Annotated in this window: 27 protein-coding genes and 1 pseudogene; 8 read left to right on the top strand and 20 right to left on the bottom strand. The window is 48.1% G+C overall.

Going from position 1 to position 26,717, the window contains the following annotated elements; genetic code table 11:
- Nucleotides 1-41 precede the first annotated feature (41 nt).
- Nucleotides 42-509 (top strand): hypothetical protein, encoded by a 468-nt coding sequence (locus MGMO_RS02020; RefSeq protein WP_036306538.1) that lies wholly within the window; start codon nt 42-44, stop codon nt 507-509.
- Between the two features lie 77 nt (nt 510-586).
- Here the strand turns inward: MGMO_RS02020 and MGMO_RS02015 are convergent, their stop codons facing one another.
- The 5 genes from MGMO_RS02015 to rsxB form a co-directional block, all read right to left on the bottom strand.
- Nucleotides 587-1,336 carry an HvfC family RiPP maturation protein gene (locus MGMO_RS02015; protein ID WP_023493346.1) on the bottom strand — a complete coding sequence of 250 codons (750 nt, stop codon included), beginning with the start codon at nt 1,334-1,336 and terminating at the stop codon, nt 587-589.
- A 2-nt stretch (nt 1,337-1,338) separates the two neighbouring features.
- A complete protein-coding gene (locus MGMO_RS02010) occupies nt 1,339-2,190 on the bottom strand; it encodes an HvfB family MNIO-type RiPP peptide maturase (protein WP_036306537.1) in 852 nt (283 codons plus the stop codon).
- 78 nt (nt 2,191-2,268) lie between these two features.
- Complete coding sequence (locus tag MGMO_RS18830; protein ID WP_023493344.1) at nt 2,269-2,844, bottom strand: hypothetical protein; 576 nt, start codon at nt 2,842-2,844, stop codon at nt 2,269-2,271.
- Nucleotides 2,845-3,011: 167 nt separating this feature from the next.
- On the bottom strand, nt 3,012-3,650 hold the full coding sequence (nth, locus tag MGMO_RS02000) for an endonuclease III (RefSeq protein WP_023493343.1): 639 nt from the start codon (nt 3,648-3,650) through the stop codon (nt 3,012-3,014).
- Nucleotides 3,651-3,661: 11 nt separating this feature from the next.
- Nucleotides 3,662-4,240 (bottom strand): electron transport complex subunit RsxB, encoded by a 579-nt coding sequence (gene rsxB, locus MGMO_RS01995; RefSeq protein ID WP_023493342.1) that lies wholly within the window; start codon nt 4,238-4,240, stop codon nt 3,662-3,664.
- A 211-nt stretch (nt 4,241-4,451) separates the two neighbouring features.
- Here rsxB and MGMO_RS01990 point away from each other — a divergent pair, with 211 nt between their 5' ends.
- On the top strand, nt 4,452-4,835 hold the full coding sequence (locus MGMO_RS01990; RefSeq protein ID WP_023493341.1) for a hypothetical protein: 384 nt from the start codon (nt 4,452-4,454) through the stop codon (nt 4,833-4,835).
- Between the two features lie 82 nt (nt 4,836-4,917).
- On the opposite strand, the gene MGMO_RS01985 is transcribed toward MGMO_RS01990, so the two are convergent.
- Complete coding sequence (locus MGMO_RS01985; protein WP_023493340.1) at nt 4,918-5,331, bottom strand: hypothetical protein; 414 nt, start codon at nt 5,329-5,331, stop codon at nt 4,918-4,920.
- Between the two features lie 298 nt (nt 5,332-5,629).
- Entirely contained in the window at nt 5,630-7,672 is a 2,043-nt protein-coding gene (gene metG, locus MGMO_RS01980) for a methionine--tRNA ligase (RefSeq protein WP_023493339.1), read from the bottom strand.
- Between the two features lie 178 nt (nt 7,673-7,850).
- Here metG and apbC point away from each other — a divergent pair, with 178 nt between their 5' ends.
- The 3 genes from apbC to MGMO_RS01965 all read left to right on the top strand — a co-directional run bounded on the left by apbC (nt 7,851) and on the right by MGMO_RS01965 (nt 12,073).
- Nucleotides 7,851-8,942 carry an iron-sulfur cluster carrier protein ApbC gene (gene apbC / locus MGMO_RS01975; RefSeq protein WP_023493338.1) on the top strand — a complete coding sequence of 364 codons (1,092 nt, stop codon included), beginning with the start codon at nt 7,851-7,853 and terminating at the stop codon, nt 8,940-8,942.
- Between the two features lie 40 nt (nt 8,943-8,982).
- On the top strand, nt 8,983-9,645 hold the full coding sequence (locus MGMO_RS01970; RefSeq protein WP_023493337.1) for a DUF4145 domain-containing protein: 663 nt from the start codon (nt 8,983-8,985) through the stop codon (nt 9,643-9,645).
- 706 nt (nt 9,646-10,351) lie between these two features.
- Nucleotides 10,352-12,073 carry a proline--tRNA ligase gene (locus tag MGMO_RS01965; RefSeq protein ID WP_023493336.1) on the top strand — a complete coding sequence of 574 codons (1,722 nt, stop codon included), beginning with the start codon at nt 10,352-10,354 and terminating at the stop codon, nt 12,071-12,073.
- On the opposite strand, the gene MGMO_RS01960 is transcribed toward MGMO_RS01965, so the two are convergent.
- Entirely contained in the window at nt 12,070-12,765 is a 696-nt protein-coding gene (locus MGMO_RS01960) for a metallophosphoesterase family protein (protein ID WP_023493335.1), read from the bottom strand. The two genes, MGMO_RS01965 and MGMO_RS01960, sit on opposite strands and share 4 nt — an antisense overlap.
- A gap of 379 nt (nt 12,766-13,144) precedes the next feature.
- On the opposite strand from MGMO_RS01960, the gene fusA reads away from it, so the two are divergent.
- Nucleotides 13,145-15,229, top strand: a complete 2,085-nt coding sequence (gene fusA, locus MGMO_RS01955) for an elongation factor G (protein ID WP_023493334.1) — start codon at nt 13,145-13,147, stop codon at nt 15,227-15,229.
- Between the two features lie 908 nt (nt 15,230-16,137).
- A complete protein-coding gene (locus MGMO_RS01945; protein ID WP_023493332.1) occupies nt 16,138-18,399 on the top strand; it encodes a TonB-dependent receptor in 2,262 nt (753 codons plus the stop codon).
- Here MGMO_RS01945 and MGMO_RS19845 read toward each other — a convergent pair.
- The gene (locus tag MGMO_RS19845; protein ID WP_023493331.1) at nt 18,396-18,542 is read right to left on the bottom strand and encodes a hypothetical protein; all 147 of its coding nucleotides are present in this window, start codon (nt 18,540-18,542) and stop codon (nt 18,396-18,398) included. The two genes, MGMO_RS01945 and MGMO_RS19845, sit on opposite strands and share 4 nt — an antisense overlap.
- A 102-nt stretch (nt 18,543-18,644) precedes the next feature.
- Here MGMO_RS19845 and MGMO_RS01940 point away from each other — a divergent pair.
- Nucleotides 18,645-18,839, top strand: a pseudogene (locus MGMO_RS01940) (glucose-6-phosphate dehydrogenase); the annotation flags it as partial.
- A gap of 67 nt (nt 18,840-18,906) precedes the next feature.
- Here the strand turns inward: MGMO_RS01940 and MGMO_RS01935 are convergent.
- The 11 genes from MGMO_RS01935 to MGMO_RS01885 all read right to left on the bottom strand — a co-directional run bounded on the left by MGMO_RS01935 (nt 18,907) and on the right by MGMO_RS01885 (nt 26,457).
- Nucleotides 18,907-19,392: a hypothetical protein gene (locus MGMO_RS01935; RefSeq protein ID WP_036306515.1), complete on the bottom strand. Its 486-nt coding sequence runs from the start codon at nt 19,390-19,392 to the stop codon at nt 18,907-18,909.
- A gap of 5 nt (nt 19,393-19,397) precedes the next feature.
- Entirely contained in the window at nt 19,398-19,724 is a 327-nt protein-coding gene (locus MGMO_RS01930) for a (2Fe-2S) ferredoxin domain-containing protein (protein WP_023493329.1), read from the bottom strand.
- A gap of 31 nt (nt 19,725-19,755) precedes the next feature.
- Nucleotides 19,756-20,085 (bottom strand): nitrogenase-stabilizing/protective protein NifW, encoded by a 330-nt coding sequence (nifW, locus tag MGMO_RS01925; protein WP_023493328.1) that lies wholly within the window; start codon nt 20,083-20,085, stop codon nt 19,756-19,758.
- Between the two features lie 61 nt (nt 20,086-20,146).
- The gene (gene nifV, locus MGMO_RS01920; RefSeq protein WP_023493327.1) at nt 20,147-21,268 is read right to left on the bottom strand and encodes a homocitrate synthase; all 1,122 of its coding nucleotides are present in this window, start codon (nt 21,266-21,268) and stop codon (nt 20,147-20,149) included.
- Between the two features lie 2 nt (nt 21,269-21,270).
- Nucleotides 21,271-21,612 carry an ISC system 2Fe-2S type ferredoxin gene (fdx, locus tag MGMO_RS01915; protein WP_023493326.1) on the bottom strand — a complete coding sequence of 114 codons (342 nt, stop codon included), beginning with the start codon at nt 21,610-21,612 and terminating at the stop codon, nt 21,271-21,273.
- A gap of 9 nt (nt 21,613-21,621) precedes the next feature.
- Nucleotides 21,622-23,487 carry a Fe-S protein assembly chaperone HscA gene (hscA, locus tag MGMO_RS01910; protein WP_023493325.1) on the bottom strand — a complete coding sequence of 622 codons (1,866 nt, stop codon included), beginning with the start codon at nt 23,485-23,487 and terminating at the stop codon, nt 21,622-21,624.
- A gap of 1 nt (nt 23,488) precedes the next feature.
- Nucleotides 23,489-24,031: a Fe-S protein assembly co-chaperone HscB gene (gene hscB, locus MGMO_RS01905; protein ID WP_023493324.1), complete on the bottom strand. Its 543-nt coding sequence runs from the start codon at nt 24,029-24,031 to the stop codon at nt 23,489-23,491.
- Between the two features lie 10 nt (nt 24,032-24,041).
- Entirely contained in the window at nt 24,042-24,365 is a 324-nt protein-coding gene (gene iscA, locus MGMO_RS01900; protein WP_023493323.1) for an iron-sulfur cluster assembly protein IscA, read from the bottom strand.
- 39 nt (nt 24,366-24,404) lie between these two features.
- Nucleotides 24,405-24,764 carry an iron-sulfur cluster insertion protein ErpA gene (gene erpA / locus MGMO_RS01895; protein WP_023493322.1) on the bottom strand — a complete coding sequence of 120 codons (360 nt, stop codon included), beginning with the start codon at nt 24,762-24,764 and terminating at the stop codon, nt 24,405-24,407.
- Nucleotides 24,765-24,785: 21 nt separating this feature from the next.
- Complete coding sequence (gene iscU / locus MGMO_RS01890) at nt 24,786-25,205, bottom strand: Fe-S cluster assembly scaffold IscU (RefSeq protein ID WP_023493321.1); 420 nt, start codon at nt 25,203-25,205, stop codon at nt 24,786-24,788.
- A gap of 40 nt (nt 25,206-25,245) precedes the next feature.
- Nucleotides 25,246-26,457: an IscS subfamily cysteine desulfurase gene (locus tag MGMO_RS01885; protein ID WP_023493320.1), complete on the bottom strand. Its 1,212-nt coding sequence runs from the start codon at nt 26,455-26,457 to the stop codon at nt 25,246-25,248.
- Between the last annotated feature and the right edge of the window lie 260 nt (nt 26,458-26,717).

Raw genomic sequence — 26,717 nt, 5'->3', positions numbered from 1 at the left:
TTTATAATGTCATAGCCAACAACACTAATAACGATAAACGTATGAAAAATTTACACCATCAACAAAATCTTGTTTTTTCCATTTTAATAAGCACGGCCATTGTTTTCACCTTAGCGGGTTGTTCTGATGAAGAAAAACCCAAGCAAGAGCAAGCCGTCGTTCAAGATCAAACTCCCAAAGTTGAGCAGCATAGCTTCGACCATCCTCACGGTCCCGAAGTTACCGACATGCAAAAACACCAGTTTGAACATGATTTTGCTGCGCAATGCGTCGACCGGGAGTTGAACAATTCAACCAACAAAATTGAGGATGCAGAACGCTTGACCAAATCCTGCGAATGCATTGCAACGTACATGATGAAAGATTTGACCGCCCAGGAAGCCGAAAAATTTATTACGGAACACGAGAACCCGCAATCCTTGCGTATCAAATTTGAAGCCGCTGCTTACGAATGCCTACAGGAAAAAGCGCATCCGGAAGGGCCTAAGCTATTTGGTAAGCCACAATAGTAAGTTCGTGCATTGCTCCAGCCTCTGGATCTAATGATGCCAGGGGTTGGTTTTAGGGCGTGTAATACCAATCAAGCTTATCCACAGACCGAAATGACGGTCTTCTTGGCAAATTCTTTGAGTGTCTGCAAACCTCCGGCAATGACGACCTCGGGATCCGGGTGTTGCGTTTCTTGGCTAATTTGCTTTAAGCACTCTTCAGCCACTATTTGTCCATGCTCCTGGATGATTTCCAGCATCCTGTAGGTAAAGGTATTGATTTCAATAAACTTCACCTCGTCGTCCTGTGCGCGGTAGGCTAGTAGGCAAGTCAGTTGCCCTGGCGGTTCCAGCGGCAAATAGTCGGGTGAGATAAGCTGGACAGGAAATTGGTAGGCCAGCGGCCAGGCTACAGGTGAAAGTTGTATTGCGCGATGGCGAAAATCATCCGGTATTATGGGGTACGCAGTAATATCCTCTTTGGCTATGGACAGGGCCATTTCGACCCACTCGTAGTGCGCCAGTTCCAGCAAAAAAGGGAAATCGTCTGGATTGTCCCTTTCATTTTCCAGAAAATCCAAAAATTCTTCGGCAATTTCAGAAAAATAAGGTGTTTTGCATTCGTGTTTGGAAAAAAATTCTTGCACCAGATCAAACCATTGCGGGTCGTCCAATAGCTTTCGGATGACGGGGAAATTGCCGGACAGGAAACTTTCTATATTATTGAACACCAACTCCCGGTACATTGCCATCCGCTCGGATTTCACGTCGCTTGGTGCGGGATTCCTTGCGGGATCACGTATGTAATCGGTGAATTCGCGTTGTTTGGCATTGAAATCGACGGACATGGTCAGGCTGATTTTCTTTCGTGTTGAATTCGCCAATCGCCCTGGATTGTTTTGATGGTATTGACTTCCTTCAACAATTCCACTAAAGGCGGAAGATTAAAATCGCGCTCCAACAAAGTTGGGAACACGCCAAACAGCTCGTATGCTTTCCCCAGCAGCTTCCAGACCGGATCGATGATGTCTGCGCCGTGGGTGTCGATCAGGAAATCCTCGGCTTCCACGTAATGTCCGGCAATATGGGCATAAGCAATCCGATGGGCGGGTATGGCTTTTAGGAACGCGTCGGCATCGTAACCATGATTGACGCTATTGACGTAGATATTGTTGATGTCCAACAACACGTTGCAGTCGGCTTCGTTGACAACCGCATTGAAAAAATCAATCTCGTCCATTTCTTGGCCGGGTGCGGCGTAATAAGAGACATTTTCGATGGCGATACGTTGTTCCAGGATGTCCTGTACCCGCTTGATCCGTGTAGCCACATGGGTTACGGCTTCCCCTGTGAACGGGATGGGCATCAGGTCGTACAGGTGTCCGCCTTTGCTGCAATAACTCAGGTGTTCGCTGTATAACTTGATACCGTGTTCGGATAAAAACCTTTTCACTTCAATTACAAAGGTTTCATCCAGCGGATCAGTGCTGCCTAGCGATAAGGATAAACCATGGCAGACAAAATCGAACCTTTCCGTCATGGAACGAAACTGTTTCCCGGATTTTCCGCCGATAGTAATCCAGTTTTCTGGCGCAACTTCGTAAAACCCGACATCAGCGGGGGGCGAGCCAACAATTTGGTTTAAGAGTGGGCGACGCAGCCCTAAGCCCGCATCATTGACTAAATAGGGAGTTGTGTCCATTTGAACACCTTGATAGTTGTAAAAGGAGGGCATGACAGCCCTCCTTCATTGCGTGGACGGTTAATACGCTTGCGAAGCTTATTTTGTTACTGGTGCAGCAGGCGCTGCAGCTGGCGGCGCTGCTTTTGTAGCACCACATGAACCATCCTTACTTTTCATCATTTCAGTGCAACCGGTCATGCCTTCACCGCAACCTTTCATCTTAGCGCCGCATGCACCTTCCATCTTTTTGGCCGCTTCGCAGTTTTTCATGCCTTCGGCACAGGCTGCACCGCAACTGCCTTCTTTTGCGGCCTTTTTATCGCCACATGCGCCTTCCTTGCCTTTCATCATGGCACCGCAGGATTTTTCCATGCCTTCTTTCATTTTGCCGTCTTTCATCATGGTGCCGCATTTGCCTTCGCCGCATGAACCGTCGGCTTTCTTGGCTGCTGGTGCCGCTTTGCTGCCAGCGCACGCACCTTCGGCCGCTTTTTTAGGTTCTGCCATGCCCATAGACGCACCGCACTTCATTTCAGCCAATTGCATATAACCTGAAGACAATTCCGTCATACCAAAGGGATTGGTTTCGGCATTGGCCGGCATTGCGGCAAAGGATGAAATCAGGGCGGCACCCATGGCGGCTGCTAAAGGGGTTTTGTTCATTTTCTTCATCGTGTTATCTCCAGGGTTATAAATTTTAAGCATCGATATTCTCATACCGAAGGCGGGTTACGATATCCTTTCAGAGCTGAATAAGGAATGAATAACCCTTACGTAGGCGGTAAAACAAACAAACTATACAGAACTCGCCGATTTCTTTCCAGCAAAGATTAGCCGTCTTAGCTATTTACGGCTTTATTGTCGTATTCGCACAAATCAGCAATAACACACTGACCACACTTCGGTTTTCTCGCAACGCAAGTATACCGCCCGTGCAAAATTAGTAAATGATGGGCATTTTTTTTGTGGCCTTTAGGCACCCATTTATCCAATTTGCGCTCGACTTCCAGCACATTTTTACCGGGCGCAATCTTGGTGCGGTTAGAAACACGGAAGATATGCGTATCCACGGCTATCGTATGCTGACCAAATGCCGTGTTGAGAATGACATTGGCGGTCTTTCTTCCGACACCCGCCAGGGCTTCAAGTTCCGCCCTGGTTTCAGGCACTTTTCCTTTATGCTTATCCAATAATTGCTGACAGAGTGAGATGATATTGGCGGCTTTGGCATTAAACAAACCGATGGTTTTGATGTAGGCTTTCAGGCCTTCTAAGCCCAAAGCCAAAATCGCTTCCGGCGTGTTGGCGACTGGGAACAGTTTTGCGGTCGCCTTGTTAACGCCGACATCGGTGGCTTGCGCCGACAACACCACGGCGATGAGTAATTCAAACGCTGTGGAATAATTCAGTTCAGTGGTAGGTTCTGGAATGGCTTCGGCAAGGCGATCGAAAATGCCCTGTCTTTTTTGTTGGTTCATTAGGGGTACGCTTAGGCTGAAGATCTATCAATACCGGTATCAGAATGCATAAGCAACAACGCTTCTTTCTGTTTCCTTACCTTTTCAGCTTTTTCCAAAGCCTCGTAAGCTTTACGGCGATTCCGTGCCTCATAGCGGCGCATTGCCGTCATTTTGCAGGCGGATTTTTGTGCTAGAGAAAGTGCGATAGATAGCGGTTTCATCTCAATGCAATCAACTGGACACGGTGCAACGCATAATTCGCAACCTGTACATTCCGCAGAGATCACCGTATGCATCAACTTCGCCGCACCCAAAATGGCATCCACGGGACACGCGGCGATACACTTGGCGCAACCGATGCAATCCTCTTCAACAATAAACGCAACGTGCTTGGGCTTATGCACCCCAAACTCAGGATTTAACGGCTTAGTCTTTAATTCCAATAACGTAGCCAACTCCAAAATGCCCTCATCGCCCCCTGGCGGACATTGGTTAATGTCGGCTCGACCCAAGGCGATCGCTTCCGCATACGGCTTACAACCCTTATAGCCGCACTGTCCGCATTGGGTTTGGGGGAGGATGGCGTTGATTTGGTCGATTGAAATCATGCTTTTATTATATAGGATTAAGCATCATTCCTCGATCCTGGATAGATAAGGTTTAATTTTACAATCTGAATTTTGATTCACATCAACACGATTTGTGTAAAAGGATATACATTAACGTCAGGGTACGATGGACTCAAAGGCAACCAAAGTTCATTTTATGATCCCGGAACAGTTGTTAACTACATATAAAAATAAGAGAGGGTCACACTTTATGAAAAACAGTCTTTTTTTATTAGGCTTGCTGATGTCGGCAAATGCCATTGCGGGCGCGCGTACCGGACATCATGGCGATTTTATTGTCACCTGCCATCCGCCGAAGTTTATGCAAGAAAAGCCCCTCGACAATGCCCAAGTCAGCTCATTCCAAGAATTCGAGTTTATGACTTCAGACAATACCGATGGTAAGACCATCAAGGTGTGGGTGAATAATAAATTGCTTGATGTCGACATAGTCCCGCTTGCTAGCGGGCATTACCGTGTCAAGGGCAAGTTGTCAGAACCCTTGCTGGAAGGTAAGGCGTGGATTAAAGTGACATCCGAAAGCAATGACGGTTGCAATGCGTTGCGGGCATGGAATGTTTACATCAAAAAATAGGGTATCAAGCTAGGGCCGGTTAATTCACAGCCGTATGTAGCAACGCGAAATACGTGAACACAACCAATTGATTGCACTACGTTTAATTCGGTCTGACTCGCTGATTTCCCAGAAATTCCTCTGCCCATTGTTCTGCGCGCGGCGAGCATTGGGTCAAGGATACTTGGAATTCCGGGATCACAAAATAATCCGGTTCATGCAGGTAGGGGTTGCTCATGCGCCCGACATCGATTGCGTCATGGCTAAGGTCCACGAGTCGGCCATTGATGAAATTGTATTGATGCTCATAATGTCCACGGATGGTGCCGCCAAAAACATACTGCATAAACAGTGACCCGTATTTACAGGAACCCGAAAGGTCGGTGGGTTGGGTTAGTTTGCAGTCAACAGCACTTTCGCACCATTTGCTAAATACAAAAACCTTTGCTTTGGCGAAGTTGTCGTAGGTATAGGGAAGTCGTCCTGCTTGTGGAGATGTCCAGTCAGTGATTTTCATGATGGATCTCCGAGGATGGTAGGCATAATTAATACCATACACTATAGCATGGAGGATTTGATTCTTTTAGGCTTATTGTTTTACCTGGCTATTAACCAAGCCGCAGGTTCACCACGAACGGCCTTTTTATAATTCTTGGTACCTGGACCTTCCCAGCAAGCGGCGCAAGTTCCTACTTGCCTGCCGCACTTCCGCTATCTTTGGCGGTAGTCCCTGCCGGAATGACGGTATCTTAGTCAGGAAATTGATGTCAACTTGATTCCGCCCGGCTCGACAACCTTACCACAAATAAAATCAACTACTTAACCCGCATTCCTGCAACCGCGCCCTCGTCAGGGCTCAACACAAAAATATCCTTCCCGCCCGGCCCTGCTGCCAGCACCATGCCTTCGGATAAGCCAAACTTCATTTTACGAGGGGCAAGGTTGGCTAATACGACGGTTAAGCGTCCTTCCAAGTCTTCCGGTTTGTACGCGGACTTGATGCCTGCGAATACCGTCCTGGTTTCATCACCGATATTGACGGTCAATTTCAATAATTTGTCCGCTTCCGGTACAGATTCCGCCTTGATGATTTTGGCGATACGTATATCCAGTTTGGCGAAGTCGTCGATTTGGATGGTGTCGGCGATGGCTTCAAATTGTTTGGCTTTGGTTTCGGCCTTGGGATTTGTTTTGGCTTTATCGCTGGTTTTTTCCAGGTTTTCTTTCGATGCCTCGATGATTGCCGCGATTTTGTCGGCTTCAACCCGAGTCATCAGCGGCTTGAATTCATTGATGGTATGGCCTTCCAGTGGCTGTAATCCGGTCACCCAGTGTTGGCTTTCAATGGCCAAAAACTGTTCGGCTTCCTTGACCAGCGCGGGTAGCACAGGCTTAAGATAAGCGGCCAACACACGGAACAGGTTAAGCCCCATCGAGCAGACATCGTGTAACTCCTGGTCTTTGCCTTCTTCTTTCGCAAGCAACCAGGGCTTTTTGTCGTCGATATACGCATTGGCCTTGTCTGCCAAGGTCATGATTTCACGCATGGCTTTGGCAAATTCACGGGTCTCGTACAACTCGGCAATGGTATCGTTGGCGTTGATAAAATCGGCAAATAAACCGGGTTCCGAGCAGTTATCGGATAAGCGATTGGCAAAGCGTTTGCTGATGAAGCCACTGCATCGGCTGGCGATATTGACGACTTTACCGACGATATCGGAATTGACCCGTTGGCTGAAGTCGTCGAAATTAAGGTCGATGTCATCCACCCCGGCGCTGATTTTGGCGGCGAAATAATAGCGCAGGTATTCTGGGTTTAGGTGATCGAGATAGGTCCTTGCCTTGACAAAGGTGCCACGCGATTTGGACATCTTTTCGCCATTCACGGTCAAAAAGCCGTGCGCGAAAATGGCGCTGGGTGTCCTGAACGCTGCCCCGTCCAACATCGCCGGCCAAAACAGCGCATGAAAGTAAATAATATCCTTGCCGATAAAATGGTATAGCTCAGCATCGCTGTCGGTACGCCAGAATTCATCGAAATCCAGCCCCTGCTTATTGCACAGGTTAAGAAAGCTTGCCATGTAACCAATCGGTGCATCCAGCCAGACGTAAAAGTATTTGTCCGGTGCATCGGGTATTTCAAAGCCGAAATACGGCGCATCGCGGCTGATGTCCCATTGTTTCAAGCCGCCGTCCAGCCACTCCGCCAGTTTATTGGCGATTTCAGGTTGCAAATGCCCCGCAGTCGTCCAGTCGCGCAGCATGTCGTTGAAATTTTCCAGATTGAAAAAGTAATGGACGGACTCTTTCGGAACGGGCTTAGCTCCAGAAATCGCCGATACGGCATTTTTTAGATCGGTAGGCGAATACGTCGAGCCGCACACTTCGCAGCCGTCGCCATACTGCTCCAACGCACCGCATTTAGGGCAATCGCCCTTAATAAAACGGTCGGACAAGAACATCTTCTTGACCGGATCGTAACCTTGGGTAATTGTCCGCGAGGTGATATGTCCGGCATCCCGCAAGCGTTCGTAGATTAACGAGGAAAGCATTTTGTTTTCTTCGGAATGGGTGCTGTGGTAATTGTCGAAAGCCACGCCGAATTCGGCGAAATCCGCCTGATGTTCCTTGCTCACTTGGGCAATAAGCGCTTCCGGCGTAATGCCCTCCATGTCGGCCCTCAGCATAATGGGGGTGCCATGCGTGTCGTCGGCACACACGTAATAACATACGTTACCGCGTTGCTTCTGAAAACGTACCCAAATATCGGTCTGTATGTATTCGACTAAATGGCCGATATGGATAGGGCCGTTGGCATAGGGTAGGGCGCTGGTAACCAGGATTTTTCTTATGGACATGGGGTATACGAACAGGTCAAAAATAATGGCGCATTATGGCATAAACAGCGGCATGTTGGGATATTGGGTAGCATTGGGGCATGGTAGGTCGATTTGCTGTAAAATGGCACCATCGCAGAAATGTAGAATTTTGCGTTTCTATCCCCAGCCCAGATTAAACCCCAGGATTTCAATTTAAATGACCGACATTTCCAAAACCGACGTAGAAAACGTCCTTAAAGCCACCATCGACCCTAACCACGGCCTTGACCTTATTTCCGCAAAGTCGGTTAAGGCAATAGCCATAGAAAACAATGACGTTACTGTCAAAATAGAACTCGGTTATCCGGCCTTAAGTTATCATGATGAATTAAAAGCATTGGTGATGCAGCAGTTGCAAGCACTTCCGGGCATTGGTGCCATTACGGTAGAAGTTTCCACCAAAATCATCTCGCATGCCGTACAGCAAGCCTTAAAACCCCAGCCCCACATCAAAAACATCATCGCGGTGGCTTCGGGTAAGGGCGGAGTGGGTAAATCCACCACCGCCGTCAATTTGGCCTTGGCGTTATCGGCAGAAGGGGCTAACGTCGGCATTCTGGATGCCGATATTTATGGCCCCAGCATCCCTACCATGCTCGGCTTGTCCGGTTATCCCGAAAGCCGGGACAACAAGACCATGCTGCCGAAGGTTGCCTATAACATCCAAACCATGTCTATCGGTTATCTGGTGGATGCAGGCCAAGCCATGATCTGGCGCGGCCCGATGGTCACCAACGCCTTGCAGCAATTGCTCAGGGACACCAATTGGGACAATGTCGATTATTTGATCGTCGACCTGCCGCCCGGCACCGGCGACATCCAATTGACCTTATCGCAACAGATACCCGTCAGCGGTGCGATTATCGTCACCACACCGCAAGACATCGCCCTGATCGATGCCCAGCGTGGCCTGGGCATGTTCCAAAAAGTGAATGTGCCGGTATTGGGTGTTGTCGAAAACATGAGCATGCACATTTGCAGCAATTGCGGCCATAGCGAACCCATCTTTGGCACGGGCGGCGGCATGGCGATGGCGGAAACTAACCATGTCGACTTCCTGGGCGCGCTGCCGCTGGATATCAACATACGCATCCAGGCCGATTCCGGCCAACCGACCGTTGCCATTGACCCAAACAGCCCAGCCGCACAGATGTACAAAGCCATTGCCCGTAAAGCGACGGCAAAATTGGCGTTGAAGGCGAAGGATTTTAGTACGCGGTTTCCGAATATTGTTATTCAGAATACGTGAGCAGATTCTAGTTTTTAATCCCTTAATAGATTAAATTTTTATGAAAAATTTAAAATTTTGTACTTATTGTGATGCTAATACAGTACAGAAGATGGTATTCGAAACTTCAAAATGGCATGTTCATGAGGTTGCTTTCAAAAAAGAAAAAACTGATCTTTCTGAGTCAACGTACACATTAAAAGAAATTACGGAACAGGTCTGTCAATGCTTGGGATGTGAAAGAATACACATTTACTATACTGAAGAAATCCCAACCTCGGATCCCAAATACAAGCCGCATGAATATCAAGTTCCAAAAAAACTTGAGAGGGTTCAACCTAATTGGTTCAAAGATATCAACCTGGATTATTTCGATTTACTTGGTGAATTATATTCAAACTACAATCAAGGGAATTACATTTCTTTTTCTATTTGTAGTAGAACCCTGGTTGACACGATTCTAACTGAATCGATAGGTGATATAGGTGGATTTGCAGAAAAATTAACAAAGTTTAAGTCAAACGGATATATAACAAATACTCAATATGAAATTTTAAAATTTCTTGTCAACTCAGGTAATGCATCAGCTCATCGGGCTTACAAACCATCTAAAGATATTGCCAGTAATATATTGGACATTGTCGAGCATATACTGAAAGAAGATGTCTTAGCTAAAAAATCTTTAAAACAGGTAAATGAAATCCCAAAAAGAAATATCGAGTAGAGCCGTAGATACTGTTATCCAAGTCAAGCGGCGTGAAGGCTATCAAACCCCACTTGAATTTGAACGGAATTTTTATAGGAATGCTGCCTAAGAAAGTGTCCGGTTAATATTGACCATTGCACAATAGTCAGGGCGTTTTTTTCGGTGGGGTTGATTCCTTGAGCCAATACGGTTAATGTAGATAGTTCAAGTTTTCACGTTAAATCTGGAAACTTACCCAATGTTACTCGCTGAAGTTTGCCTGTCGTCATTCGCTTAAATACGTTGAGTGGTTTATTGCTGGTGGAGCTAACCCTACCTATCAACTTTGAAACTTCAGTGTCTTGTAACTAAATGTTATATATAATTAAAAATATGGACTTATGTAACTGTTGCGGGGTATCAAGGGGTCGCATATTCAATGCGTCAAGGGGCTTAAAGTCCCTCAATGCCAACGCCGCACCGGTTCGGCTCCGGTTCGAGGTGCCGATGTTGTCAATAACGGGGCTGTTCATTAATTTCTTCTTATTGCTTATCCAACCTAGGGCCAACACTGGGGATAATTTTCAACAGCAAAATAAGCCCCTAGTATTTTTAGTACCTTGGGTTTTTATATCAACTCAGAATTTGTGATAATCCCCCAATACAAGTCTTTGGCTTAATGGCAACGATACAATAATACTGTTTACTTCGAAAAAACGACTCTTTTCATCCATCAAGAAAGCAAATGCGTACCTCTCAAAATTTACTCAACACTGTTAAAGAAATTCCTGCCGATGCGGTTGTAATCAGCCATCAGTTGATGATACGGGCAGGATTGATCCGCAAGTTGGCGGCCGGCCTGTATACATGGTTGCCATTGGGGCTACGGGTTCTAAGAAAGGTAGAGGCGATCGTAAGGGAAGAAATGGATAGGGCAGGGGCGTTGGAAGTGCTGATGCCTGCGTTGCAGCCGGCAGAGCTATGGCAAGAAACCGGGCGCTGGGAGAAATACGGGCCAGAACTTGCCCGCCTTAAAGACCGCCATGACCGCGATTTTTGTCTGGGGCCTACGCACGAAGAAATTATCACTGACCTTGCGCGCAACGAAATCAAAAGCTATAAGCAATTGCCTATTACGTACTATCAAATACAGACCAAATTCCGTGATGAAATCCGCCCGCGTTTCGGCGTAATGCGTTGCCGTGAATTCATCATGAAAGATGCGTATTCTTTCCACTTAAGCCAAGAATCGTTGCAAGAAACCTACGATCTGATGCACCAAGCCTACACCACGATATTCACCCGCTTTGGGCTGAAATTTCGCGCCGTAATCGCCGATTCGGGTTCGATTGGTGGCGCAGTGTCCCACGAGTTTCATGTGTTGGCGGAATCGGGTGAAGATGCGATTGCGTTTTCGGATGGTAGCGATTATGCGGCTAATATCGAAAAAGCAGAAGTTGTTATGCCTAAAGGCAGCCGCGCTAAGGCTGGTGTCGAACTCAAAAAAGTCAGCACACCTAGTCAGCACAGTATTGAAGATGTCAGCCAATTTTTTAATGCGCCAGTGCAGCAATGTCTCAAGACCCTGGTTGTCAAAGGCGATGATGGCAGTTTAGTTGCCCTTCTATTAAGGGGTGACCACGTACTTAATCCTATTAAAGCCGAAAAAATTGAGGGTGTCGCTGTGCCGCTCACTTTCGCCAGCGATGCGGAAATCATCCAGAGTTGCCATTGCAAACCCGGTTCGATAGGCCCCATTAACCTGAATATAAAAATCATAGCTGATCGCAGCGTGACTTTAATGTCGGATTTTGTTTGTGGTGCCAATGAAGATGGGCAGCATTTTACGGGTGTTAACTGGGAGCGTGATTTATCGTTGCCTAACCATATTGAAGACATCCGAACTGTTGTTGAGGGTGATATTAGCCCAGACGGGCAAGGCCAATTGCACATCGCCCGTGGTATCGAGGTCGGCCACATATTCCAACTCGGCACCAAATACAGCGAATCCATGAAAGCCGGGATTATCAATGAAGACGGCAAAAACCAAACGATGATTATGGGTTGTTATGGCATCGGCATCTCCCGTGTCGTAGCCTCAGCCATTGAACAAAACCATGATGCCAGGGGCATTATCTGGCCTGTGAGCCTTGCGCCTTTTCAGGTTGCCATTTGCCCGATGAATTTGCACAAATCAGAACGCCTTAAGCTCGCGGCTGAAAAGCTGTATCAAGACCTGTTGAAAGCGGGTATTGAGGTATTGTTTGATGACCGCAAAGTACGTGCTGGCTTTATGTTTTCAGATATGGAACTGATAGGGATACCGCATTGTATCGTTATAAGCGACCGAGGATTGGAAGCGGGAATGGTCGAATATAAATCAAGGACCTCAGAGCAAAATGAAGAAATTCCACTCGAAGGGATTTTGGCGTTTTTACAGGCTAAACTGAAACCTGGAATAGCTTAATAGCCTGAAGCGCGACAATCGCTGACCGTATTGCCCGCTAAATCAGTAACCGCCGCGTTAGCGACCCCGAACACCTGGATATTATGCTTGATGACTTTGGCGTAATTTTCGTGCAGATGGCCATGGAAAATTTGTTTTACGCCCATTGCCGAAGCGAGTTCGCCGATAGCCTGAAACCCGTGCTTATGGGACCCAGGTGCTTCATGGGTGACTAAAATATCCGCTTTCAACCGAGCTAAAGCATGAAATTCATCATGCCAAATGGCACACTGGTATTTTAAGGGCATTCCCCCCATCCTGATATGCATTCGTTGGGCGTTGATATATTGCTGCTTATTTACCCATTTAGGCATTTGTGGGGGATACCATACCCTGCCCAGGAATATGCCGCCCAACCCGGCAATGCGTATGCCAGCGATATCAGTGACTTTTAAGTGTAAGCCTTTGTCTGCGAGGGCGGAATGGAACAGGTTGCGGTGTTTGTCAGGCGTTTCAAAATCGTGGTTACCGGCAATCCACCATATCTCAGTCCGTCCGATAATCTCTTGCAAGGGATTTTCCAGCGGCGTTTCCAAGTCGTAATCACCTAACAGCACGACCGCTTCCGGCTTGTGTTGGTGTACGGCATTTATCAATGGCCTAAAGTTCCCGTGCGGGTCGCCAGCGAATAAAATTTTTTTAGATACGTCCACAGGATTAGTTTAGGGTAGGCGGCAATAGGTTGCGGATGACATGCATATTAGTAGCACAGCTAATTCATTTAGGCTACTTGCAACAGACATTCTTCAAGATAACCTGGGCATGTCGGGTTCAATTTGTGATCAAGCACGTGTCGTTCGGATTGAAAAAGCCTCGGGCACTAACCTAATGATCTAAAAAAAGGTGCTGCGGCAAAATAATGAGAGGATTCTTGTATTTTTGTAAGAAATTTAGGTTAAAATAGTCGGTTTTCAAAACTTGACAGGACAGAAATAAGTTTTGTTGCTCATCGTCAAGCTTAGAATCCAAATTAGAGACGTAGTCACAACTTAGTCTCCAGTAAAGTTTTCACGTCCACAATAGAGTACAACTATGACAGATTTATCGCTTTACAGAAACATCGGTATTTTCGCGCATGTCGATGCCGGTAAGACCACGACCACCGAGCGGATATTAAAGCTCACCGGAAAAATCCACAAAATCGGTGAGGTACATGACGGTGCTGCTACCACGGACTTTATGGCGCAAGAGCAAGAACGTGGGATCACCATCCAATCGGCGGCGACGACCTGTTTCTGGAAAGACCATCGCTTCAACATCATCGATACTCCGGGACACGTTGATTTCACTATCGAAGTGTACCGTTCCCTTAAAGTATTGGATGGTGGTATCGGCGTATTCTGTGGTTCCGGTGGCGTAGAACCGCAATCGGAAACCAACTGGCGTTATGCTAACGACTCTAAAGTGGCGCGTATTATTTACGTGAATAAGCTAGACCGTATCGGTGCGGATTTCTTCCGTGTTGTCAAACAAGTGGAAGACGTACTGGGTGCGGTGCCGGTTGTGCTGACCATACCAATTGGTCAGGAAGATAAATTCGTCGGTGTGGTCGATTTATTGACCCGCAAAGCCTGGATTTGGGATGATTCTGGCGATCCGTTGAAATATGAAATCAAGGATGTGCCTGAAGAGATGGTCGAGGAAATGGAAAAATGGCGTGACAAGTTGATCGACCAGGTTGCCGACCAAGACGATGAAGTCATGGAAAAATACCTGGAAGGTGAAGAGCCTGATGTTGAAGCCATCAAACGCTGCATCCGCAAAGGCACAATCCATCTGGATTTCTTTCCAACTTTTTGTGGTTCTTCTTTTAAAAACAAAGGGGTACAGTTGATTCTGGACGGCGTGGTCGATTATTTGCCAAATCCAACCGAAGTTCAGCCGCAGCCTGAAGTCGACATAGAAGGAAACCCGTCCGGTGAATATGCCATCGTCGATCCAAGTCGTCCCTTGCGTTCCTTGGTGTTCAAGATTATGGATGACCGCTTTGGCGCGTTGAACTTCGTCCGTATCTATTCAGGCCGCCTGAAAAAAGGCGACACCTTGCTCAACACCTTTACCGGCAAGACCGAGCGGGTTGGACGAATGGTAGAAATGCACGCCAATGACCGTTCCGAGATCGAAACCGCGCAAGCTGGCGACATCGTTGCCTTGATAGGCCTTAAAAACGTGCAAACTGGCCATACCTTATGCGACCCAGACAAACCTGCAACACTAGAGCCAATGGTCTTCCCTGATCCGGTTATTTCCGTTGCGATCAGCCCGAAAGACAAAGGATCCAACGAAAAAATGGGTATCGCTTTAGGTAAAATGGTTCAAGAAGACCCGTCTTTCCACGTCGAAACCGATGAAGAAAGCGGTGAATGTATCCTGAAAGGTATGGGCGAGTTGCATCTCGACATCAAGGTAGACATTTTACGACGTACCCACGGCGTGGATGTTATTGTCGGTAAACCGCAAGTGGCTTACCGCGAAACCATCACCAAACGGGTTGAAGACGAATACACCCATAAGAAACAATCGGGCGGTTCAGGCCAGTACGGCAAAATTAACTATGTTATTGAGCCGATGGAGCCGGGCAATGGCTTTATCTTTGAATCGGCGGTCACGGGCGGTAACGTCCCGCGCGAATTCTGGCCGGCGGTAGAAAAGGGCTTCAAAAGTATGCTGGACAAAGGCGTGTTAGCTGGCTTCCCGTGCTTGGATTTCAAGGTTATCCTGACCGACGGTGCGTTCCATGCGGTTGACTCATCCGCGATTGCGTTTGAAATTGCCGCAAAAGCCGCATTCCGCCAAACCATCCCAAAAGCTGGCCCGCAGTTGCTGGAACCGATCATGAAGGTGGATACCTTCACCCCGGATGCCCACGTTGGTGACGTTATCGGTGACCTTAACCGTCGTCGTGGCATGATTAAGTCGCAAGATCCAGGTATTACTGGCGTGCGGGTAAAAGCGGATGTGCCGTTGAGCGAAATGTTCGGCTATATCGGCGATTTACGGACCATGACTTCCGGTCGCGGGCAATTCTCCATGGAATTTTCCCACTACATGCCATGCCCGAAAAATGTGGCGGATGAAGTCATCAAAGAAGTCAACGAACGTAATAAAAACAAGTAATTGCAGGTTTAACGCCAAATAGTGGTAGGCTGGGTTGATATACGAAACCCAGCCAGCCTAAACAAAGTATAACGAACGGAACCGAAGGATTTACAGTTACGTTTGCCTTCGCTTCCTCCTTGTTTCCCCTGGGCTTCTTGTCTAGGCTATCTGTTTCCCCCAAGATTCGCCAACTTCAGTTCGCCGGACGAGGTATTAAGCCGGGTTTGCCGTGTTTCATCAAACCTTCTCACTGCGCCATTACGAAAAAAATAAATGGGGATACATTTATAACTGCCACAAAAGTCATAAAAATAGTTGCCCATTAGATTTTGCGCTAGCACAGCCGCTACCCGTTCCATAACCACCTCTTCCCAACTTCCCATTCGTGAGGTTGGGAGTTGGCAAGACGGGGTTTTCTGAACAAAGGAAACCCGTATCTTCGCCACCGTAACGACCCAATGGTCACTTCTTCTCTAAAGCAAGGCTTGAGCCTGCTTGAATCCCAACTATGGGTTACTTCATGTTGAAAAGCCAGGCGGTTATTCATCCGCTGAACATGAGTTGACTTGTTGTTTCTTGATTTTTTTAGCGCCACAAAATTGTGCCGAAGTAGGTTTGGCGGAAAGAAGTCCAATGAGGAAACCTTTAAGCCTTACGGCAGATTTTTGTAGCGCCCTAAAATTGACCAAAAAATGAGTTAGTTTAAGGACTCGCGTTTAGTGAAAAAAGGAAATTTTCCTAATTCTTAGCGATTACGAATATGAAATAATGAGCATACTTATATGTCGGGCAAAATACCATTTTCAGTCGGTGAATATCCCTTACATGTACGTTAAATGATAAACCTATAATAATAAAATCATATAGTTAAAATATATAATCCCATAATGGGCTATATAGTAATTTGAACCCTATCCTCCTTAAGTATGATAATTCGTAATACCCTCTTCGCCTTGGCGACAATAACGCCTGTGGCTTACGCCGATAATGCAGCAACTGAAAACAATGGGAATCGGCTCGATGCTTTTGAGCTTCCCGATGTGGAAGTGATAGGGACGACACCACTGGGCGCTACGGGCTTGTCCCGTGAGAAAGTGTCTGGTAATGTGCAATCGGCGGAGGATGAGGATATTCAACGTCACGGCGCACTGAGTCTGTCCGATTTCATGAACCGCCGATTGGGCAGCGTCAACATTAACGACAACCAAAATAATCCATTCCAGCCCGATGTGACGTATCGCGGCTTTAATGCCTCGCCCTTGTTGGGAACCCCAATTGGCCTGTCGGTTTATCAAGATGGCGTGCGTGTCAATGAAGCGTTTGGGGATACCGTCAATTGGGATTTGATTCCCAAAAACGCCATTGCCAACATCGATTTAATACCGGGATCCAATCCATTGTTCGGCTTGAATACCCTAGGCGGGGCGCTCTCGGTGCGGACAAAAAGCGGCTTCAGCCATGCCGGCACCCGCGCTGAAGCCTATGGAGGTTCATTCGGACGCAAGGCGTTTGAAGCCGAGCACGGCGGTTCCAAGGGCGATTTCGACTGGTTCTTATCCGGCAACATTTTCGAGGATGATGGCTGGCGGCCTTTTACGAAAAGTGCCGTACATCAAGCATTCGGCAAAGTCGGCTGGGAAAACGGGAATACCGACCTTGATTTAAGCTTTACCTTTGCCGATAACACGCTTAATGGTGTGGGTCCCGTGCCAATCAGTTCCCTTAATACAGACCGACGGGCGATTTTTACGGCACCGGATGCGCTCCAAAATACGCTGTTTTTTTTCAATTTAAAGGCCGAACACCGTTTTACGGATGAACTCAGTTTGGCTGGAAACGCCTATTATCGTGGCAATACGACCAAGTCCGTCAACAGCAATACCGGCAACGTCGATGAGACTTGTGAAACCTTAATCAATCTCACCCAATGCGCTGATAGTGAAGGTGCAATTGTTGCCCCAGCATCTAATGTCGCAAACCTTATTGTCCAGGATAGTAGCGGCATCAACCTACAACTGACTTCAACAACGCCCATCTTGGGCATGGAAAACCAAATGACCGTTGGCGGCGGTTACAACGACAACAGCACCGATTTTACCCAGTCTGCCCAAGATGCGGTTTTTAGCCCTGCCCAAGCCACCATCGGCACGACACCGTTTGCCACTGATGTAAACGTAAAAAGCGATACTGAATATGCCAGCATTTTTGCGACCAATACCTTGTCAGTTTTACCCTGGCTTAATGCCAATGCCTCAGCTGGCTGGAACAAGGCTAACGTAACGCTACGCGATCAGGTGGGTACTGCCTTGAACGGTAACCATACGTTCGATCGGTTGAATCCTTCGGCAGGTTTCACTGTCAACCCATTGAAGGCGCTCGATATCCAATCGCCCTTGGAAGAGCTGACGGTGTACGGAAATTACAACGAAGGTTTCCGCACCCCAACCCCCATCGAGTTGTCGTGCGCCGATCCCAATGCGCCTTGTTCGTTGCCCAACAGTTTTACCTCTGACCCACCGCTTAAGCCTGTGGTATCGAAAACCTTCGAAGCGGGTGTGCGCGGCAAATTCAGTGATGCGTTAAAGTGGAGCGCGGCCTTGTACCACTCGCGGTTAAGCAACGACATTCTCTTTGTGAATGCTCCAGGCAGTGTGGTCAGCGGTTTTTTCCAGAATGTAGGACTTACCCAACGTCAAGGCGCCGAGTTGGGGCTTAATGGAAACTGGAAAAAACTGAACTGGTACCTTAACTACAGTTTCGTCGATGCCACTTATCAGACTACGGCAACCCTCAATAATGCATTAGGGACTGTACGTGTTAAGCCGGGAAACCGCATCCCCGGCATTCCTCAGCAAACCGTCAAACTGGGTGCCGAATATGAAATCCTGAAAGGCTGGTTTTTCGGCGGCGACTTGCAATATGCGTCCAGCCAATATCTGCGCGGAAATGATAACAATAGCAGCCAGTTCCCAAAGGTAAGCGAATATGCGATTGTGAACCTGAATACCCGCTATGCAGTCACCAAAAACGTTGAACTGTTCGCAATGGCACGTAATGTGTTTGATGCCAATTACGAGACCTACGGGATTATCAATCAAAATTTCTTCAAAGGCGGCAGGGGCGAGGCCTTTTTAGGGCCGGGGGCGCCGATTTCCGGCTGGGCGGGTGTTCGTGTTAAATTTGATTAACCCGTCATGTCATCAAAAGGCGTATTGTCTGTATTTTCCGATACGAGGGTTATGCCTCCCAATACCTCCAACTTTAATGTCTTTAGGTTTTTATTGGACAATAAAAAACCCGCCAAGCCTTTCGGGTTGCGTGTTTTAGTCATTCGCCCGTGAGGATCGAAAATATTTTTAACTAAATGAATAGTAAAGAAAAAAAGTGATATTTATGTGCCATATTTTTATAAATACCCCCATAGATACCCACTGACCGTTCGTTGTTCCTGCGCTTTGACGAAGTCGAACACGCCTGGCTCATTGTCGACCCCATCCTACAGACCTGGACGATCGAACGGGATTACATCGCCACGTATCCTGCCGGTTCCTGGGACCCCGAAGACAGCCGCCGCCTGTTCGAGAAAGAAAGCCAATCCTGGCGCAGCTCGTTAACGCCCGAGCGTTAATAAATGCAAAATAATCCCTACCGCTTTATTTAGAAATTGTCGGACGGGTTATATAGAGGCGATTGGATTAGAGGATACCTGATGCCAAAGCACCAATCACCGAGGCGCCTACCGTATCGGTACGATCCAAGAAACGTAACTTTTCAAGGATTTTGTCGCATTCTTCCCGATCACCTAGCCGTAGGCGGATAAAAGCCAGGGCTTTAAGTGAAAATAGGTAAAAATGTTGGGGGCTATCGTGAGCCAGCCAATCGGACGATTCCGGGGTGAGTTGCTCCCATGAGGCGGAAAAGCCGCCTTGGCGCGCCGATTCTTCAAGTGCAGAACGTACCACACGCTCGGCTTCAGCAAGCTTGCCTTTATAAAAGAGAAATTTATACAACGAGAAATAGACGGGCAATGCAGACGGTGCTAGTTGGTGCGCCTTTTTTAGCAGCTTTTCCGCATGGTCTCCATCATGATAAGCCTGCATGGCTTCCTCGAGTAATTGACTAATTTCAGGAAGCACCGTGCCCGCATATAAGCTACGCATTTCCATTGCGTTGCTATCCATGCAGGTTAACCCCAGACTTCTTGGGGCTGAAGCAGGCGTTCCACGGGTTGCGATTGAATCAAATGTTCATCAATGATAGTTGCAACGTCATCCGGGGTAACTTTGGCATACATAACACCTTCAGGATAAATGAGCACACTAGACCCGGTTTGGCATGCGCCCAGGCATCCTGAGTTGGTGAGTGCATATTTGTCATGCAATTTACGTTGTTCAAATTGTTGCGCAAAAGCCTGAAACACTTCCATGCAGCCGGCTTGACCGCAAGAACCGCGAGGATGGTTGGGGGGCCTGCTCTGGGTACAGACAAAGACATGCTTGATAGGTTTTGCCATGATGCGACTCTTAAAGTTGTGAAATATACTATTAATTCTGTGAGGGCAGGCTCATCTTCATTTTTTCAAGGGAAATACTTTTGCCGTCTTGATCCTGGAATACCTTGAAGACTTTTTCCTGGGCTGCGTTTGAGCCGACAAAATCCATATAGGCTTTAGTCAAAAGGGTCTTGCATTCTTCCCGTGCCGTTTCGTTGTCCGCTTCTTCGGGTACAGGGTTCTTAGACAGGTATTGATTGAAACGCTTTAAAATATGCAGGCGATTAACATGCACGATGGCAGGATCGTATGTAACCCCCAGGAAGTCCAGGAATTCCTCGGCAGCGGAGAAAGCGTATAATTGGTTCAACACGGGATGCATAAATAATGGCTCCTAAATTTTGTCATCATTCAATTTCTAGCACAAATAGGTATCGTAGACGCTAAGCTAACGCACCGTAGAAGTGTCTCAGTTCAGTGGAATTCGGCGTACGCTTGTTCCGGGTGACGTGATCACGTATGCTTGAAAGTAGGGTCGTGGCCTCACCGGTATCAAGAAAAATCCCCAGCTCCTCATAGCTTCTTATCACCGCATGGGAACCGGAATGCTTGCCCAGTACGATCTTGTGTTCGCGGCCAAGTTGTTTAGGATCTATGCCCTGATAATTGAGCTTGTTCTTAAGAAAACCATCAACGTGAATACCTGCTTCGTGAGTAAAAACAGTCTCCCCAACAATACTTTTCTGCGGGGCGATGGGCCGACCGGAAGCGGTCGCCACCAGTTGCGAGATCGCCGGAAATTGGCTGACATCAATGCCCGTCCTGGTTTTATAAAGGTAATGCAAGCCCATGACAGTTTCTTCAAAGGCGGCGTTACCGGCGCGTTCTCCAAGGCCGTTGACGGTCGTATTGACGTGGCTGGCACCCGCACAGGCAGCAGCCAGTGTATTGGCGGTGGCGAGACCTAAATCATCATGGGCGTGCATTTCTATCTCAAGGTCGAAATTCACCGCTAATTGTTGAATGCGCTGGTAGGTCGCGAAAGGGTCGAGAATTCCCATGGTGTCAGCAAAGCGAAAACGCCTAGCGCCTGCTTGTTGGGCGGTTTCCACCACCTGCATGACGAAATCGATGTCTGCGCGGGATGCGTCCTCGCCGCCTACACAGACATCCAGACCCTTGTCCTTTGCCTTACTGACAAAATGCGCTACCGTAGCAAGTATCCAGGCACGATCACGGCCTAATTTATGACGGATTTGAATATCTGAAACCGGGATGGACAGGTTGACTAGGTCAACGCCGCAAGAACGGGCGGCCTCAAGATCATCGTCCCGCATCCTGCCCCATACCATGAGTTTTGATGGTAGGTTAAGCTGGGCTATCGCAGCGATGATCTCTTGTTCCTCTGCGCCCATTGCCGGGATGCCAATCTCCATTTCCGGTACGCCTGCCATAGCCAGAGCCGAGGCAATGGCAATTTTTTCATCCCGGTTGAACGCGACACCAGCGGTTTGTTCCCCATCACGGAGCGTGGTGTCGTTGATGGTGATCGATTGCGGGTTCATCGTTAACTTTTTCCTTCCTTCACAAAATTCCGGCTATATTTCGGGATCTCAACCGTCAGATCCTTGCCATCGATGAATGCCTGACAGGACAGGCGCGACTGAGGCTGTAAACCCCACGCTTTGTCGAGCATATCTTCCTCATCTTCTTCTGCCGGAATTAAAGAACTAAAGCCTTCTTTTACGATCACATGGCAGGTGGAGCAGGCGCAAGCATGTTCGCACGCATGCTCAATTCCGACCCCGCCTTTTACCAAGGCTTCGCAGATAGTCTGTCCTGTTTTGGCTGTGATAACGACACCCTCCGGACACAGTTCTTGGTGCGGCAACACGGTGATTTGCGGCATATCTATTCCTCACATAGCCAAAGTATCTAGGGTTTGTCCGGTCAGTGCGCTTTTAATGCTTAAATCCATACGTCGACCGGCGAAGTCGGTGCTAGCGTGGTTCAGCTTTTCGCTGACCTGTTTGATCAATTGCCAGTCGCTTCCCAAAATGGCTTCACGTAGCATCTCGACGGCCTTAGTAATGACCGCCAACTCTTCCGGCATCAATAAGTGGCTGTCCTCACTGAGTGCGGCTTCGGTCGCTTCGAGCAAACGTTTGGCATCGACCCGATGTTCCTCCAGCCGTCTCGCCTCGATATCGGCCTGGGCGTTTGCGAAGGATTCTTGCAGCATTCGGGTAATGTCATCATCATTCAGGCCATAAGAGGGCTTGACCTCGATTTTGGCTTCAACACCGCTGATGAGTTCATTTGCAGAAACCGACACCAGTCCATCGGCATCGACTTGAAAGGTAACCCGAATCCGAGCTGCACCGGCTGCCATCGGAGGGATGCCGTTCAATTCAAAGCGCGCCAAGGAGCGGCAATCGCTGATTAATTCGCGTTCACCTTGCAAGACGTGAATAATCATCGCCGTTTGGCCGTCTTTAAAGGTGGTGAAATCTTGTGCCTTGGCAATAGGTATCGTTGAATTACGTGGGATAAGTTTTTCCATTAATCCCCCCATGGTTTCGATTCCTAACGAAAGTGGTATCACATCCAACAGCAGCCAATCGTCCTTAGTCCGATTACCCGCCAATACATTGGCCTGGATCGCCGCGCCCAGGGCAACAACTTTGTCCGGATCAAGGTTGGTCAAGGGTTCCTGACCAAAAAACTGGGCGACGGCTTGGCGGATACAAGGCATTCGAGTGGCTCCGCCGACCATCACGACACCGTCAATTTGACTTAAATTAAGGCTGGCATCCCGGAGTGCTTTACGTACCGGCGTGAGCGTACGGTTGACTAAATCCGTAACGAGCGTGTTGAACGTTTGTTGGGAAATCGGAAGCACCACCAAACTACCATTGGAACGCTGGATTTGAATATTGGCGCTGGGGTATATACTTAGCCGTTCTTTGGCTTCCCGTGCCTGCGAGAGCAGTAGATTGGAGTCGTTTGCAGTCGGGCTAGTAAGCCCTAGCTGTTCCAAGGCCCAGTGATAAATGGCGCGATCAAAGTCGTCGCCGCCGAGGGCAGGATCACCATTGGTGGCCAGCACCTCGAATACGCCACGGGAAAGGCGCAAGATGGAGATATCAAAGGTACCTCCACCCAGGTCATAGACGGCATAGACACCTTCCGCCCCTTGATCGAGTCCATAGGCAACAGCGGCTGCGGTGGGTTCATTCAGGAGCCGCAGGACATTAATGCCTGCAATTTGCGCCGCGTCCTTGGTGGCTTGACGTTGTGCATCATCAAAATAGGCAGGGACTGTAATGACCGCCCCGACAAGTTCGCCGCCCAGGTATTGTGTGGCGCGATCATGCAGCACTTTGAGTATATCGGCGGAAACTTGAACTGGATTGACAGTTCCCGCTGATGTTTCGATTTGGATCATGCCTTCATGGGGAACAAAACGATAGGGCGTATTCTGGGCATACGATACATCGGTCAGGGTTCGACCCATAAAGCGCTTAACCGAGGCGATGGTGTTTTCCGCGTCTTCGCTTTGCAGCGCTTTCGCATCCCAGCCAACCGTGGGTGTACGGTCGGCACTATAATTAACAATCGACGGTAATAAGGCTCGCTTTTTTTCGTCCGTGATCACCTGTGGCAGGCCATCTCGAAGGGTTGCGACGAGTGAGTGTGTCGTACCCAAGTCAATGCCGACGGCAAGACGTTGGACGACTTCCGGCTCAATGCTTTGTCCAGGCTCAGCGATCTGCAATAACACTTTAATTCTCCAACAATTCGTAAGCGTTGTTGATTTCGCTCAACAATCGGTCGAGGAAGCGTGTTTGTTTGACCAGATTCGCCGCCGCAGTATAACTTTGCTCACTGTCGAGAAGGTTGCCGAGCTTATCCAGATGACCGGTAAGTTTGGTTTTTATCCGGCGTTCCAATTTATCAAGTTCCTTGATGTCCGCATTTTCAATGGTTTCCTGTAACGCTTCGCGCCATTCCATCTGTTCCATTAAAAACTCCTCTGAGAGGCCATCTACATGGCCTTCACTATGGGTCTCGATACCATTAATACGGAGTAGGTAACTGGCCCGGTCAAGCGGTTTCTTCAATGTTTGGTAGGCTTCATTCGCCAACGTCGCCCATTGCATGGATAGCCTACGTTCGGCATCGCCCAGATGGGCGGTCTTATCGGGATGAACCTGGCGCTGGAAATCACGGAAATTGGTATTTAAAGATCCCATGTCTATATGAAATTTTGGCGCTATAGCAAAGATCTCGAAATAGTCAGGATTTTTCTTTAAGGGTATGTTCATCGTGATGCTCCTAAATGTTAAAACTTTCTCCGCAACCGCACTGGGCCTTAACATTGGGGTTATTGAACTTAAAGCCTTCATTTAACCCTTCACGGACAAAGTCCAATTCTGTCCCATCAAGGTATATTAAGCTTTTAGGGTCAATGACGACAGTGGCCCCAAAATATTCAAAAAGCTTATCCTCGGAAGTGGTTTCATCGACAAATTCTAGGGTATACGCCAAACCGGAACAGCCGCTGGTTTTGACGCCCAACCGTACGCCTACACCACTGCCACGTTTGAGCAAGTGCTTATGTACTTGTTGTGCCGCTTTTTCAGTCAAGGTTACTTGCATAAATTGATCCTTTCTATCAATGATTCCTAAGTGATTGGCTCACACTGAAAATGAACTTCCGCAGCCGCAAGTCGTGGTGGCGTTCGGGTTTTTAATCATAAAACGGGCGCCTTCCAACCCTTCCTGGTAATCGATTTCGGCACCATTGAGATATTGGAAACTTAGTGAATCTATCAATACGGTGACACCGTCTTTTTCTACTTGCAGGTCGTCTTCGTTGACGGCCTCTTCAAAAGAAAACCCGTATTGGAATCCTGAACAACCGCCGCCGGAAACATAAACCCGTAACTTAAGCGCGGGGTTACCTTCCTCATTAATGAGTTCATTAACCTTGGCTGCCGCATTACTGGTAAAGATTACGGGTGAGTTATCGAAAATTTCGGCTACGACTGCGTTCATTTCTTCGTTCTCCTTGTTGGATCAGGCGGCGGGCTTACAAATGTTATAGCCTTCATCGACCACATCCTGTTTTGTACGGTAGTCGGTGATAGCGGCCTTGATGGCATCTTCGGCAAGCACGGAACAATGGAGTTTTACCGGTGGCAGCGCTAACGCCTCGGCAATTTCACTGTTCTTGATGGCAAGGGCTTCATTGACTGTCTTACCTTTGACCCATTCCGTTACCAGCGAACTGGAAGCTATGGCCGAACCGCAACCGTAGGTTTTAAACTTTGCGTCTTCAATGACACCTTCGTCATTGACCTTGATTTGAAGCTTCATGACATCGCCACAGGAAGGTTGGCCCACTATACCGGTGCCGACATCGGTGTCGTCTTTGTCAAAAGACCCAACATTGCGGGGGTTTTCATAATGATCGATGACTTTTTCGCTGTATGCCATGTTATTTCTCCTTAAAGTTTAGGGGGTAGTACCTTGTGTGTTAATGGGCTGCTGCCCACTGCACCTGACTTATGTCAATGCCTTCTTTATGCATTTCCCAAAGCGGTGAAAGTTCACGCAGACGCATCACCTCGCGCCTAAGCACGTTAATGGCGTATTCAATCTCTTCCTCAGTCGTGAACTTACCAATCGAGAACCGGATCGAACTATGCGCCAGTTCGTCGCTGCGGCCTAAAGCCCGCAAGACATGCGAAGGCTCAAGGCTGGCCGAGGTGCAGGCTGAACCGCTAGAAACGGCCATGTCTTTAATGGCCATCATCATGGATTCGCCTTCGACGAAATTGAAACTGATATTAAGGTTATGGGGTACTCGTTGAACCATATCGCCGTTGACGTAAACCTCTTCGAGATCTTGTACGCCGGCTAGCAACTTGTCCCGAAGCAAACGGAGGCGGCTGCATTCTTGTGCCATTTCTTCCCGCGCCAGCCGGAAGGCTTCGCCCATGCCAACGATTTGATGCGTCGCCAAAGTGCCCGAGCGCAAGCCACGTTCATGGCCGCCACCGTGCATCATCGCTTTCAGCCGTACACGGGGTTTACGGCAGACGTAAAGCGCACCGATGCCTTTGGGCCCGTAGGTTTTATGGGCGGAAAAAGACATCAGGTCAACCGGCATTGCTTGTAGGTCGATTAAAACTTTGCCTGTGGCTTGCGCCGCGTCCACATGGAAGATAACGCCCTGTTCCCGGCAAATTGCACCGAGAGCGGAAATGTCTTGGATGACGCCGATTTCATTGTTGACATGCATGATCGAAGCAACGATGGTATCTTTGCGGATCGCAGCCTTGAATTGTTCGATATCGACAAGGCCGTTGGGCAGGGGATCGAGATAAGTGACCTCGAATCCCAAGCCTTCTAGCTCACGCATGGTATCGAGAACGGCTTTATGTTCGGTCTTCAAGGTAATAAGATGTTTGCCTTTAGTGTCGTAGAAAAATGCGGCACCCTTGATCGCGAGGTTATTCGATTCAGTCGCGCCCGATGTCCAGATGATATCCTTAGGGTCGGCATTGACCAGACGAGCCACTTCTTCACGGGCATTTTCCACCGCTTTTTCAGCATCCCAGCCGAAACTATGGGAGCGGCTGGCGGGGTTGCCAAAGGATTCCGTCAGATAAGGGATCATCTTATCCGCGACACGCGGATCAACGGGGGTGGTTGCCGAATAGTCCAAATAGATCGGTAGCTTCATGACCGTATTCTCCAAAAGTAGATTTACAATAAAGTTGTCTTTCTTTACTGCGTTTGCTTAAAGTGATGCAAGCTCCGTACCAATTTGAAAATAAATAGATAACACAATGTATTTTATAGAAAAACTGGCTTAGTGTCGGAAGCCTGTGTTTGTCGTGTTTCTTACAATGTCATACCAAATCGTTACAATCGTTACAAATGTAACGTCACTACCCGTATGTCTTTAATAAATAAAAGTATCTGTAATATCAATAGTTACGC

This window comes from Methyloglobulus morosus KoM1 (assembly GCF_000496735.2).
GTDB lineage: Bacteria > Pseudomonadota > Gammaproteobacteria > Methylococcales > Methylomonadaceae > Methyloglobulus > Methyloglobulus morosus.
Note: the sequence above shows the minus strand (reverse complement) of the source record. Positions and strands in the feature narration are given on the sequence as shown.